Below are 13,761 nucleotides of genomic sequence, written 5' to 3'. Positions count from 1 at the left end.
TGGCTGTGTGACTTAAATTTTCTGCGTCATTAAAGTGAATAAATTGCAGAAAATGAAAAATATTCAATTGACATTCGACCCCGGCTAAGGTTTTCTATACACCAATTACTGAATTAGCGAGACCCTTTTGAATGACACACATTAACGCTTCATTAAACATCATTTGGTGGTGGCACTTCCCAACTTAGCGGGTGGTGTGAAGCTCTGTGCTCATTTGAAAGTGACCAGAATCAACAAGAAGCCCGCAGAAATGCGGGCTTTTTTGTTAGGTGCGAAAAATGTCGGCAGACTCGGGTAACAAGATTAAGAAAGCGAGATAACTCATGATGTTAAAGACATTTTATAAGGTAGCTGGAGTATGAACATGCCCAAACAGACATTCGCACGCTCAAGCACACTCAAGGCGGCATTAACCTACCACAGCGATCCACTGCGCTTGTATCAGCACATTACCCAAGATGCGCCCCATACTATGTTGTTGGAGTCGGCCGAAATCGACAGTAAAGATCATTTAAAAAGCATGGTGATGACCCATGCCGCCATGATGATCCGCTGCGACGGTTATCAACTGACCTTTACCGCACTGACCGACAATGGCGCGAGCTTACTTGCTCCCATCGCACTTTTTTTCAGTACAGCAGCCAATCTAGTCCGTGATAACTTGACCTTAGTGGTGACGCTGCAAAAAGACACTAAACTGCAGGATGAAGATGCACGCTTAAAATCTACCTCGCCACTCGATGGCCTGCGGATGTTTATCCAACAAATTGATTGTGGCACTCATACTGACAGCCAAAGTAAACCCGCCTTTGAGGATCTGTTTTTAGGTGGCGTGTTGGCCTACGACTTGATTGATACCGTCGAACCGCTGCCAGCCGTGCCGAACCATGATAATGATTGCCCAGACTACTTATTTTACCTCGCTGAAACCTTAATCCTTATTGACCATAAACTAAAACAAGCCGACATCATTACCCATAATTTCAGTCGTGATTCAGCCCAGCATACCGCCATCACCGCAGCGCTGAGCGAGCGAGTTCAGCATCTAAGCACACAATGTAAAGCCCTCGGTAATTCACCTGCCGATGTGCCGACACTGGTCGCCATCGACGCGACTGAGCAAGTCAATATTTCCGATGAGGTGTTCAAACAAACCGTTATCGATTTGAAAGAACACATTATTGCGGGCGATATTTTCCAAGTGGTGCCATCGCGTAGTTTTAGTTTACCTTGCCCAAATACCTTAGGGGCTTATCGCGCCCTGCGTCTGACGAACCCAAGCCCTTACATGTTTTATTTCAGGGGCCAAGATTTCACGCTTTTTGGTGCTTCACCCGAAAGTGCGCTTAAGTACGAGGCCAGCAGTAATCAAGTCGAAGTCTACCCGATTGCCGGCACCCGTAAACGCGGCAAAACCGCCACGGGCGAGATTGATTTTGACTTAGACAGCCGCATTGAACTTGAACTGCGTTTAGATAAAAAAGAACTGTCAGAACACTTAATGCTGGTCGATTTAGCTCGCAACGATATCGCGCGCATCAGCCAAAGCGGCAGCCGTAAAGTCGCTGAATTATTGAAAGTGGACCGTTATTCTCACGTGATGCACCTCGTCAGTCGCGTGACGGGTCAATTGCGCCAAGATTTAGATGCGCTGCATGCTTATCAGGCCTGTATGAATATGGGTACTTTAGTTGGCGCCCCTAAAGTAAGCGCATCACAACTGGTTCGCCAAGCAGAAAAAGCCCGCCGTGGCAGCTACGGCGGCGCTGTGGGTTACCTTAATGCTCTTGGTGATATGGACACCTGTATTGTGATCCGCTCCGCCTTTGTTAAAAATGGCACCGCCTTTATTCAAGCTGGCGCGGGCGTCGTGTTCGATTCCGATCCCCAAAGCGAGGCAGATGAAACCCGTCAAAAAGCCCAAGCCGTGATTTCGGCCATCAAAATGGGCGCTGGACTGCGAGTCAATGAATCGCCAGCAAATGACGCGTCGGCTCAATCCACTTTTGTGGAATCCACTTCAGTACAATCTAAATAGGAGCCAAACATGAAACTCTATCTACTCGATAACTTTGACTCCTTTACCTATAACCTAGTGGATCAATTTCGCAGCCTAGGCTGTGAAGTGGTGATTTACCGCAACGATGTTGCCGCCGACTTTATCGCCGAAAAACTGCTTAACGAACAAGAACCAGCAGCCCTAGTGTTATCACCTGGTCCTGGTGCGCCCCATGAGGCAGGCTCTATGATGGCGCTTATCGCCAAAGTCGCCGGTAAAGTGCCTATGCTGGGTATCTGCCTTGGGCATCAAGCTATGGTGGAATATTACGGCGGCACAGTGGCGCGCGCGCCTTTTGTGGTGCACGGCAAGGCAAGCCCGACTTTCCATGATGGCACTGGCGTATTTGCCGGTTTGCCCTCTCCCCTGCCCGTTGCCCGTTATCACAGTCTGGTCGCCACTCACGTGCCTGATTGCTTACAAGTAATCGCAACGACTGACGCTATGCCGATGGCGATTCTGCATTCTGAGCACAGAGCCGTTGGCTTTCAGTTCCACCCTGAATCGATTCTGACGACGTTGGGCAGCACATTGCTCATTCAAACCTTAGCCTTTCTTACCCAAGACATAACAACAGGAGTAACCGCATGAGTACCAACCCTATTCAGCCTTTACTCGACGTTTTATACCAAGGTAAAAGTTTAAGCCGCGAACAAACCGCCGAACTCTTTGGCGCATTAATTCGCGGAGAAATGAGTGAAGCCGCGATGGCAGGAATGTTAGTTGCGCTGAAAATGCGCGGCGAGACTATTGATGAGATCAGCGGCGCTGCCGATGCCATGCGCGCCGCTGCCAAGGCTTTTCCCTACTCGAATGGCGATAGCATTAACAATGGCATCGTTGACATAGTTGGCACGGGTGGCGATGGCTTTAATACCATTAATATTTCCACCACTGCGGCCTTTGTTGCCGCGGCGGCAGGCGCTAAGGTCGCCAAACACGGCAATCGTAGCGTGTCGAGTAAATCGGGTTCATCGGATCTTTTGGCGCAATTTGGCATCGACTTAACTATGTCGCCAGAGACTGCCAGTCGTTGCCTCGACGCATTGAATCTGTGCTTTTTGTTTGCGCCCCACTACCATGGCGGGGTAAAACATGCGGTGCCCGTAAGACAAGCACTGAAAACGCGCACTTTATTCAATGTGTTAGGGCCGCTTATCAACCCTGCAAGGCCTGAGTTTATGTTACTTGGCGTGTATAGCCCTGAGTTAGTCTTACCGATAGCGAAAGTATTAAAGGCGCTTGGCACAAAACGCGCTATGGTAGTGCACGGCAGCGGTTTAGATGAAGTCGCGCTGCACGGCAACACCCAAGTTGCTGAGTTAAAAGACGGCGACATTATTGAGTATCAACTCACGCCCGCCGATTTAGGTGTGCCTTTAGCGCAGATAACAGACTTAGAAGGGGGCGAACCCGCGCAGAATGCCTTGATTACCGAGGCGATTTTAAAAGGCCGTGGCACTGAAGCACACGTCAATGCGGTCGCCATCAATGCCGGCTGTGCTTTATATGTCTGTGGAATTACTGATTCAGTCAAAGCCGGAACCTTACTTGCGCTCGCTACCATTCAAAGCGGCAAAGCCTTTGAATTATTAAGCCAGCTCGCAAAAGTCAGCGGTGAAGCCCTAGTCAACGGTCAAGAAAGAGGAAGATAAGCAAATGTCTCAAGTAGAAGTGACTCCAACAGCAATGACTCAAGACCTACGCACTCAGCCAGAGGCAGCCACAAACGCTATGCCAAAAAGTAATGTGTTAACCCGTATTGTCGATACCAAAGCGGCCCATATTGCCGCCCTGAAACTGCGTTTTCCTGAGGCGAGTCTGTCGCCAAAAATCTCAGATCGCAGTTTATTTGCCGCACTCAAGGCGCCCAAGGCGGGTTACATTTTAGAATGTAAAAAAGCCAGTCCGTCCAAAGGGCTTATCCGCGATGTGTTTGATGTAGAAGCCATTGCCGATATTTACGGCAAATATGCAGCGGGCATTTCGGTATTAACCGACGAGCAATTTTTCCAAGGGGATATGGACTATATCCCTAAGGTGCGCGCTCGGGTCAACCAACCTATTCTGTGCAAAGATTTTTTTGTGGACGAATACCAAATCAAACTCGCCGCTCACCAAGGCGCCGATGCGATTCTGTTAATGTTGTCCGTGCTTAATGATGAACAATATCAACGTCTAGCGAAAGAAGCCGCTAAGTATCAACTCGATGTGCTGACCGAAGTCAGTAACGAAGAAGAACTTAAGCGCGCCATCGTATTAGATGCGCCGATCATCGGCATCAACAACCGTAACTTAAGGGATTTGAGTACCGATCTTGCCACCACAGAAGCCTTAGCGCCACACATTGGCAGTGACCGCGTGGTGATCAGCGAATCTGGCATCTACAACAATGAGCAAGTACGCCGCCTGAGTCCGCTGGTTGATGGCTTCCTTGTCGGCAGCTCGATTATGGCCGAGGCTGATATCGACTTGGCCTGCCGTAAATTGATCTTCGGTCACAATAAAGTCTGCGGCCTCACCCGCATGGAAGATATTAGCGCCGCGGCAACAGCAGGCGCTATCTATGGCGGACTGATTTTTGCTGAAAAATCCCCACGCGCCTTAACCCTTGATGGCGCAGAACAACTGCTCAGGGCGTATCGCGCATCCGATGCCCCCGCCATTGAATTTGTCGGCGTGTTTGTTAATGCCGCGCCAAGCACCATCACCGATATCGCCGCCAGTTTGCAGTTATCTGCCGTACAGCTGCACGGCACGGAAACTGAACTTGAAATCGCACAGCTCGCCGAGCGACTTGAGGAAGCGGGACTCACCACCCAAATTTGGAAAGCCGTGAGCGTCGATGCTCAAACGGGTGAACTTGGCAACTTGCCTCTGGGAGCATCGCGATATCTCTTTGATAGTAAAACGGCAGGCCAATTTGGCGGCTCGGGCCAAGCCTTTAATTGGCAAAATATTGATGTGAAGTCCTTAGGCCAGCAAAAGGCCCATGCCATGTTGGCGGGCGGACTCAACGCCGACAATGCGGCCAGTGCCAATGCCCAAGGATTTTACGGTTTAGATTTTAATTCTGGCCTAGAAACCGCCGCAGGAATTAAATCGGCGCAACTGATCCAAACGGCTTTTACCCATTTACGTCTCTAGCCTATCGCCTAAGCAAGAAGCCCTAGATGCAGTTGGTGCTCGACAAGCGTGATGCTCGACAAAAAATATGAACCTATTAATGCCAGTGGCCAAATAGATAACAGCTCAGTTAACACTATTATGCGGTTAACACCAAAACGCTGTTAGCACCATCAAGCCACTGAAAAACTGATTGATAAGATAAGGAAAAAGGTATGTCAAAGTTAAAGCTTAACCCTTATTTCGGCGAATACGGCGGCATGTATGTGCCACAGATTTTAGTGCCAGCCCTTAAGCAATTAGAAACTGCCTTTGTGGAAGCGCAGGAAGATGACGACTTTAAAGCCGAATTTACCGATTTACTGAAAAACTACGCGGGTCGCCCTACAGCACTGACCTTAACCCGCAATTTAAGCCCCAATCCTATGGTAAAAATCTACCTCAAACGAGAAGATTTACTCCACGGCGGCGCACATAAAACTAACCAAGTGTTAGGCCAAGCTCTGCTGGCTAAACGCATGGGCAAAAAGGAAATCATTGCTGAAACTGGCGCAGGACAACACGGCGTTGCCACCGCCCTTGCCTGCGCGCTATTAGGCTTAAAATGTAAAGTCTATATGGGTGCTAAAGACGTTGCGCGCCAATCACCGAACGTATTTAGAATGCGTTTGATGGGCGCGGAAGTCATTCCTGTCACCTCAGGTTCTGCCACCTTAAAAGATGCCTGTAACGAAGCGATGCGCGACTGGTCTGGCAGCTACGAAAAAGCCCACTATTTACTCGGCACAGCCGCGGGGCCACATCCATTCCCAACAATCGTGCGTGAATTCCAACGCATTATTGGCGAAGAAACCAAAAAGCAAATGCTAGAGCGTGAAGGTCGCCTGCCCGATGCGGTTATCGCCTGTGTGGGCGGCGGTTCCAACGCCATCGGCATGTTTGCTGACTTTATCGACGAGCCAAGTGTCGAACTGATTGGCGTCGAACCTGCGGGTAAAGGCATCGACACGCCAATGCACGGCGCGCCGCTTAAACACGGTAAGACAGGTATTTTCTTCGGTATGAAAGCGCCTTTGATGCAAGATAGCGAAGGCCAAATCGAAGAATCCTATTCAATTTCAGCTGGATTAGACTTCCCATCCGTTGGCCCGCAGCACGCGCATCTTAATGCCACAGGCCGCGCCCGTTATGAATCCGCCACCGACGATGAAGCGTTAGAAGCCTTCCAACAACTGGCTCGCTGTGAAGGGATTATCCCCGCATTGGAATCGGCACATGCTATCGCCTATGCCGTGAAAATGGCGCGCGAGTGCACCAAAGAAACCATTTTAGTGGTCAATCTTTCCGGTCGTGGCGACAAAGATATTTTCACCGTTTCTGACATTTTGAATGGTAAAGAGGTATAACGAACATGAGTGATACATTGACTAACACTGGCCGTTACCAAGCCACCTTTGCCAAACTCAAAGCCGAAGGTCGTGGCGCTTTTGTCCCATTCGTCACCCTTGGCGATCCTAGCCCTGAGTTATCGCTGAAAATTATCGATACCTTAGTGCAAAACGGTGCCGATGCCTTAGAACTGGGCTTTCCGTTTTCCGATCCCTTGGCCGATGGCCCTGTGATCCAAGGCGCTAACCTCCGTTCTTTAGCCGCGGGCACAACCCCAACGGCGTGTTTTGAATTACTGGCGCAAGTGCGTGCTAAATATCCTGAACTGCCAATCGGTTTGCTGCTGTATGCGAACTTGGTGTTTGCTAATGGCATCGATGCGTTTTACGCCAAAGCGCAGCAAGCGGGTGTGGATTCAGTGCTTATTGCCGACGTACCCGTGGAAGAATCAGCGCCATTTAGCGAAGCGGCTAAAGCCCATGGTATCGCGCCCATTTTTATCGCCCCGCCTAATGCCGACAGTGAAACCCTTGCACTGGTTAGCGCCAGCGGCGAAGGTTACACCTATCTCTTATCCCGCGCAGGGGTGACAGGCACAGACACTAAAGCTGGCGTTCCGGTGGAAGAAATTCTATCCAAATTGAAAACTTTTAACGCGCCGCCACCGCTACTCGGCTTTGGCATTGCCGAACCAGCTCAAGTAACCGCCGCCATCAAAGCGGGCGCTGCAGGGGCAATTTCTGGCTCTGCCGTCGTGAAAATCATCGAAACCCACCAGCACGATGAAGCTAAGCTACTGGCGACACTTGGCGATTTTACTCGCGCCATGAAAGCGGCGACCTAAGTTAATCAAGATTAAAATCTCTGAGATAAATTACTGATTGAAATTGATAAACTAAGTCAAGGATTTAAATTGATAGCCTTAAGCACTAGCCTAAATCGCTAGTGTTTAAGGCGCGAAGAAAGAGAAAAATCAACAAAATAAGTGAGACACATTAGCAGCCTCACTTATTTTCTCTTTAAATTGACCGACTCCTATGTTTACCCTGCCTTGCCCACCCCACTGTTGGTGTTCTCTTACGGCTCTTATCTTTCTCAACAATCACGCCTCAAACACCACACCTACCGTGATAAGAAATCAAACTGATAGCTTAGCTGTTATTTAGTCGCAGTTATTTAGTCACAGTTCCTCGGTAGCATGTCTGTATCGAAATGAAATGGACTTTATATGCAGTATCGGATCTATATACTCGAGCTAACTCCATGTGGCAATGGTGTTGAAGGTGAAATCGCAGGTAAATGCGACAATGGCGCGCCGATTTGGTTTTATTACCAAGGCAGCGATCAACAGGCAAGAATGCGCTTTCCGGTTAACCAATGGGTGACGGTTGAATTACTCGGCCAACTAGCAAGTGTTCAAGTTGACATCATTGAGCAAGCTCCACGTCTACCAATTCAATTGAACTTTGAAACTTCAGGACAAATCGTCGACATCAGCCAAACACCCGAAGATACGATTTACCTGTCGCAATCAAACCTTGCACTCCCCTTTGATACTGAACTGGGCAAATCCCCTATTTCGCTGGGTCACTGGGTCAATGTGACGGGCGAGCTTTGGGTAATAAATGGAATGAATTAAGTGCTGATCCCTGAGCTAACTGTGAACGTACAGATAGGCTAGCTTGGGCTTTAATGATTGCGCTTTATCGGTGCAATACCTAGAATGTCGCCGCGCGGGCTAAACTTCATCAATCGCTTAAATACCTTGCTTCCGCTATTGAACCCAATTGGGAAAGCAAATGAAGTCGATAGTGGGATTGACAGTGTTAGCCTGTGACAAATCATTCGCCTGATGAATTTCCAATAGAGGATCCGATGACTATTTCTAAATCTTTGCCCGATGACAAACCTCGTACTTTTTTGGGCACGCCTAAATTACCAGCCAAGTACGCCACGGTTGTAATGCCCTTTTTTCTTTCTATTCTAATGAGTTGTATCGTTTCTGGGATCAGTACTTTCAATGGCGTCGGCGCTTCACCGCAGTTTATCGAACTCTGGCTCGGTGCTTGGCTGATCTCATGGGTGGTTGCCTTCCCGACACTGCTGATGGTGTTGCCATTAGTGCGTAAAATTACCGGACACTTTGTCGATTTACGCTAGCTTTACGATTTAGCCTTTCGAACTCGCATTCTGAGTTAACAGCCACATTTCAAAGCCGTCTTAGGACGGCTTTAGCTTAAGTTCATGCCCTTAATAAACGCGCACTGCCGCTATCCATACCGAGATAACCGCCCTATTTACAGTTCCAGCCAATAGCAGTTTTAAGCGAATAGCTCTGTGAGAAAATACCAAGCTAAGCGAATACATCTGGGGGCAATGCCTCTGAACTCATTCATCAAAACCAATAAATCTGGACCAATGCATCTGAGCCAATCCATTTAAACTTAACCCACACCCGACTCATTTTACCCAGTGCCTTGAGCGAGGCTCCAGCCTGCGCTTTACAATGGATTTACACTGACTGTTTAGCGGCACCTATCCCCATTGGACTCAGCCGACATTACCGCAATCTAAATCAATTCCCCTCGATTAATAAACCAACACAAATATCGATATAACCACTTGTATTTATAGCCTTAAAAGTCAAGATGCTCGTAATCTCCTCGATTATACGCCCCTTAATTTTAGCCTTTTTGCCAGCCAATTATCTTGACGTCACATACGTTATTAACCGTACTTAGCCCGCTTATCCGTAAGTTAAAAGTATTAACCCTCATTACCACCCAAATGAGAATGGTTTGCATTTGAATATTTTCACGTGCTAATTTACTCGCCGTTGTCGGGACAGAGGCAGCAGGAAAAATGGCCTAAGGACTGCGCTAAATATAGCGAATTAACCACAGCAAGATAGATAGCCAAACAGGCTATTTTGACTGCCGCATTAACTTGGTTTGCGTCCTTAGGTAACTGATTACTGGATCGGCAACACGCAACAGCATGCTGCCAAAGGAGGCGTAAGTGACTACTCAACAAAGGGAAATGGATCGCGAAATCTTTGATCTACTCGGCATAGGCATTGGCCCATTCAATCTTGGCCTCGCCGCCTTATCAGAACCTATCGACGGCTTTAACTGCTTATTTTTAGATGCTAAACCCAGCTTTGACTGGCATCCAGGCATGCTACTCAAATCCTCAAGACTGCAAACACCCTTTATGTCAGATCTGGTAACTATGGCCGATCCCACCAGCCGTTACAGTTACCTTAATTTTGCCAAAAAGACGGGTAGACTTTATCCCTTTTACATTCGTGAGAATTTCTTTTTACCTCGCCACGAATACAACTTGTACTGCCAATGGGTAAGCCAGCAACTCAGCAATCTAAAATTTGGCTTTAAAGTCACTCAAGTGGATTACAACGCCGGTGAAGGTATTTATCGAGTCACAGGTTTTGATAGACGCAGTGGCAAAACCCATACCTATCAATGCCGAAAGCTAGTGTTAGGCACAGGAACAGAGCCTTATCTGCCAAAGGATTGCCCCATTCAAGATGCGCGGGTCATGCATACAGCCAGCTATATGCAGCAAAAAACCTATCTGCAGAGTCAGAGTGCCATCACTGTCATTGGCAGTGGCCAAAGTGCAGCGGAAGTATTTTACGATCTACTGCAAGACATTGATACCTATGGCTATCAACTGAATTGGATGACGCGGTCAGCACGTTTCTATCCCTTGGAATACACTAAGCTGACGTTGGAGATGACCTCGCCAGATTATGTCGATTACTTCCACGAATTAGCACCGGAAAAACGCTGTGCTTTGATCGCCAGTCAAAAATCGCTCTACAAGGGCATTAATGCAGAGCTTATCAACGACATCTATGACTTGTTATATCAAAAGCGATTGATTGCGGATTTCCAGTGCCAATTGATGACCAATGTGGCGTTAACCCGTATTCAAACTGACCCAGATGCACTCAAATTACATTTTCAGCATCAAGAGCAAGATACCCCTTTGAGCCAAACCACGGGTGCTGTGGTATTAGGCACTGGTTATCACTACCGTTTACCTCAATTTATCAAAGATATAAAGCAACAGATCGAGTTCGATGATGCGGGACAACTTGCGGTACAACGCGACTACAGCATAGATATTCGCGGGGATATTTTTGTCCAAAATGTGGGTTTGCACACCCACGGGGTAAGCTCACCGGATCTTGGCATGGGCTGTTATCGCAACGGCATCATCTTAAAGGCCGTACTCGGCTATGCGCCCTACCATATTGAAGAACACATCGCCTTTCAAACCTTCGATCCGGCCAAACTTGCCAATCATCAGCCCTGCGGCGCCAATGCGATTAACACACTGAATCTTAACCCTAAACATTTCCCTAAGACGTCTCCGCACAGCAATAACGCTGATGCATCGCCGCATCTCTACCCAACCCAAACGCCGACTTCGAGTATGAGCTCAGGCGCGGGAACCAAGATGTCGGTCTTGATGGCGCCAAACAAGGAGGCGCAATAATGGCGAGTCAATTCAGCAGCCATTGTTTAACGCAGCTAACAGCTATTACAAGCGTCAATGGTTTCCAGTTCAGAGCGTTAGATCTCAAGCAAGACTTGCCAACACTGCAGTCTTGGTTTAACCAAGAGTACGCGCAGTTTTGGGGCATGCAGGGCTTGAATCTCGCCGCCATAGAGAACCTCATGGCAGCCACGCAGCACAAGTTTGCCTTGATAGGTGAGTGGCAGGGCAAATCACTCTTTATGGTGGAGCTCTACGATCCTGCCAACGATGAAATCGGTCACCACTATCGTGTTGCGCCGGGGGATTGCGGTATGCACCTGATTATCGCGCCGCCCGATGGCAGCCCAATCAGCGGCTTATCCTTCAAAGTGATGGATGCGATAGCGCAGCTCGTGCTTGAAAAATTGGCCTTTAACCGCTTAGTGGTTGAACCCGATCAACTCAATAGCAAAATTCATCGCTTAAATAGCCGGGTAGGCATTCGCTATGAAAAAGCGATTCAATTAAGCACTAAAGCAGCTTACCTCGGATTTTGCACTGCGGCCGAACGCCAGCTGGCATCGAGCGCGCCCTCTTCGATGGGCTTAGTCCAGACAAGCTCAGCGCTGCCAAGCTCGCTCGCGGCGCCCGTAACCTCTCCCATGACATTATCGACTCTTTAGGTGAACTAGATGAACTTACCCACAAAAGCCTTACTAATGGATCCATTGACAACGCAGGATCATCAAACTTACGCAGCGGCGGCTCAACTCAATCCTGCGCTGTCGTCAACATCAACTTCTATGCCGGAGCACTTGACCCCCGCCTATTGGCAAGCGGCTAATCGGCATTTAGTGAAGAAAATTCTCTGCGAATTCACCCACGAGAAAATCATCACGCCGACCCTATACGGGCAAAAGGCGAGGCTTAACCACTATGAACTCAGGCTCAAAGACAGCACTTACTATTTTAGTGCGCGGCACTATCAGCTCGATCATCTTGCGATTGATGCTGACTCCATCCGCGTTTCAGTCGCAGGTCAAGAGCAAGCCCTCGATGCGATGTCGCTGATCATTTCCCTTAAAAATGACTTAGGGATCAGCGAAACCTTACTGCCCACGTATTTAGAGGAAATCACTAGCACCCTCTACAGCAAGGCGTACAAGTTAGCGCATCAGGCGATCCCCGCCGCCACGCTGGCGCGAGCCGATTATCAGAGCATAGAAGCGGGTATGACTGAAGGCCATCCGGTATTTATTGCCAATAACGGCCGGATTGGCTTTGATATGCAGGATTATCGTCAATTTGCCCCAGAAAGCGCGATGCCGATGCAGTTAGTCTGGCTAGGAGTACGTAAAAGTAAGACTACGTTTGCCGCCCTCGAAAACTTGAGTCACGACGCGTTACTCAAGGAGGAGCTTGGCCAGCAGTTCACTGACTTCCAACAACGTCTTAAAACCCAGCAGCATGATCCGCAGGACTTCTACTTTATGCCTGTGCATCCTTGGCAGTGGCGCGAAAAAATCGCCCGCGTCTTTGCCGGCGACATCGCCCGTGGCGATCTGGTTTACCTTGGCGAAGGCAGCGAACAGTACCAAGTACAGCAATCGATACGCACTTTCTTCAATCTTTCATCGCCACAAAAGTGCTATGTCAAAACCGCGCTTTCCATCTTAAATATGGGCTTTATGCGCGGCCTGTCGCCCCTTTACATGAGCTGTACACCGCAAATAAATGCATGGGTGGCGAACTTGGTTGAAAGTGACCCTTACTTTACTCAGCAAGGGTTTGTGATCCTTAAAGAAATTGCCGCCATAGGTTACCACCACCATTATTACGAGCAGGCGCTCACCCAAGACAGCGCCTACAAAAAAATGCTCTCTGCCCTGTGGCGCGAAAGCCCACTGCCGCACATTGCGCCTAAGCAAAATCTGATGACCATGGCCGCCCTGCTGCACACGGATCATGAAGATAAAGCGCTGATTTCGGCCTTGATAACGGCCTCAGGCTTGCCAGCAAAAGACTGGCTGAACCGTTACCTCAACTTGTATTTATCGCCCTTATTGCACACGTTTTTTGCCTACGATCTGGTCTTTATGCCCCACGGTGAAAACCTGATCTTAGTGCTGGATGAATATGTGCCGGTCAAGATTTTAATGAAAGACATAGGCGAAGAAGTCGCGGTACTCAATGGCACCTCGCCGCTGCCTGATGATGTAAAACGCCTTGCGGTAAGCCTTGAAGAAGAGATGAAGCTTAACTACATCTTACTGGATATTTTTGACTGTATTTTCCGCTATTTAGCACCGCTGCTTGATGAGCAAACCAGCGTCAGTGAAAGCCAATTCTGGGAGTTAGTGGCGGACAATGTACGTGATTACCAAGCGCAGCATCCGCATTTGGCCGCCAAGTTTGCCCAATACGATCTGTTTAAGGACAGCTTTGTACGCACCTGCCTTAATCGTATCCAATTGAATAACAACCAACAAATGATAGATCTCGCTGACAGGGAGAAAAACCTACGCTTCGCCGGCGGTATCGACAATCCCTTGGCGGCCTTTAGGCAAAGCCATGCCTTTAAGCGCCCTAAGCTTGGCAGCGCTGAGTCGAAAACATGTTAACGCGCAATATAGCGAATAGACCCGACACTTATTGAAACTTGACGAAACGTTTGTGTGGGC

General features: G+C 48.6%; 11 protein-coding genes and 1 other annotated feature. All 11 genes read left to right on the top strand.

Annotated elements, in window-relative coordinates:
- The first annotated feature begins 158 nt into the window (after positions 1–158).
- Positions 159–266, top strand: a sequence feature (Trp leader region).
- Between the two features lie 98 nt (positions 267–364).
- A complete protein-coding gene (locus BM607_RS13865; RefSeq protein WP_087486550.1) occupies positions 365–2,038 on the top strand; it encodes an anthranilate synthase component 1 in 1,674 nt (557 codons plus the stop codon).
- Positions 2,039–2,047: 9 nt separating this feature from the next.
- Positions 2,048–2,650 carry an aminodeoxychorismate/anthranilate synthase component II gene (locus tag BM607_RS13860; protein ID WP_071939541.1) on the top strand — a complete coding sequence of 201 codons (603 nt, stop codon included), beginning with the start codon at positions 2,048–2,050 and terminating at the stop codon, positions 2,648–2,650.
- The gene (trpD, locus tag BM607_RS13855; protein WP_071939542.1) at positions 2,647–3,714 is read left to right on the top strand and encodes an anthranilate phosphoribosyltransferase; all 1,068 of its coding nucleotides are present in this window, start codon (positions 2,647–2,649) and stop codon (positions 3,712–3,714) included. The genes BM607_RS13860 and trpD overlap by 4 nt, the downstream gene beginning before the upstream one ends.
- Before the next feature lie 4 nt (positions 3,715–3,718).
- Positions 3,719–5,206, top strand: coding sequence for a bifunctional indole-3-glycerol-phosphate synthase TrpC/phosphoribosylanthranilate isomerase TrpF (trpCF, locus tag BM607_RS13850; protein ID WP_071939543.1), 1,488 nt, complete (start codon positions 3,719–3,721; stop codon positions 5,204–5,206).
- A 194-nt stretch (positions 5,207–5,400) separates the two neighbouring features.
- The gene (trpB, locus tag BM607_RS13845) at positions 5,401–6,591 is read left to right on the top strand and encodes a tryptophan synthase subunit beta (RefSeq protein ID WP_012089560.1); all 1,191 of its coding nucleotides are present in this window, start codon (positions 5,401–5,403) and stop codon (positions 6,589–6,591) included.
- A 5-nt stretch (positions 6,592–6,596) separates the two neighbouring features.
- A complete protein-coding gene (trpA, locus tag BM607_RS13840; protein WP_012089561.1) occupies positions 6,597–7,418 on the top strand; it encodes a tryptophan synthase subunit alpha in 822 nt (273 codons plus the stop codon).
- Positions 7,419–7,802: 384 nt separating this feature from the next.
- Complete coding sequence (locus tag BM607_RS13835; RefSeq protein WP_071939544.1) at positions 7,803–8,213, top strand: glycerate kinase; 411 nt, start codon at positions 7,803–7,805, stop codon at positions 8,211–8,213.
- 236 nt (positions 8,214–8,449) lie between these two features.
- Positions 8,450–8,734: a DUF2798 domain-containing protein gene (locus BM607_RS13830; protein ID WP_006082193.1), complete on the top strand. Its 285-nt coding sequence runs from the start codon at positions 8,450–8,452 to the stop codon at positions 8,732–8,734.
- An 858-nt stretch (positions 8,735–9,592) separates the two neighbouring features.
- Positions 9,593–11,098, top strand: a complete 1,506-nt coding sequence (locus BM607_RS13825) for a SidA/IucD/PvdA family monooxygenase (RefSeq protein WP_071939545.1) — start codon at positions 9,593–9,595, stop codon at positions 11,096–11,098.
- The gene (locus tag BM607_RS13820; RefSeq protein WP_071939546.1) at positions 11,098–11,763 is read left to right on the top strand and encodes a GNAT family N-acetyltransferase; all 666 of its coding nucleotides are present in this window, start codon (positions 11,098–11,100) and stop codon (positions 11,761–11,763) included. The genes BM607_RS13825 and BM607_RS13820 overlap by 1 nt, the downstream gene beginning before the upstream one ends.
- Before the next feature lie 9 nt (positions 11,764–11,772).
- Positions 11,773–13,701, top strand: a complete 1,929-nt coding sequence (locus BM607_RS13815; protein ID WP_071939547.1) for an IucA/IucC family siderophore biosynthesis protein — start codon at positions 11,773–11,775, stop codon at positions 13,699–13,701.
- Positions 13,702–13,761: the final 60 nt, after the last annotated feature.

This window comes from Shewanella sp. SACH (assembly GCF_001887095.2).
GTDB classification, from domain to species: domain Bacteria; phylum Pseudomonadota; class Gammaproteobacteria; order Enterobacterales; family Shewanellaceae; genus Shewanella; species Shewanella baltica.
Note: the sequence above shows the minus strand (reverse complement) of the source record. Positions and strands in the feature narration are given on the sequence as shown.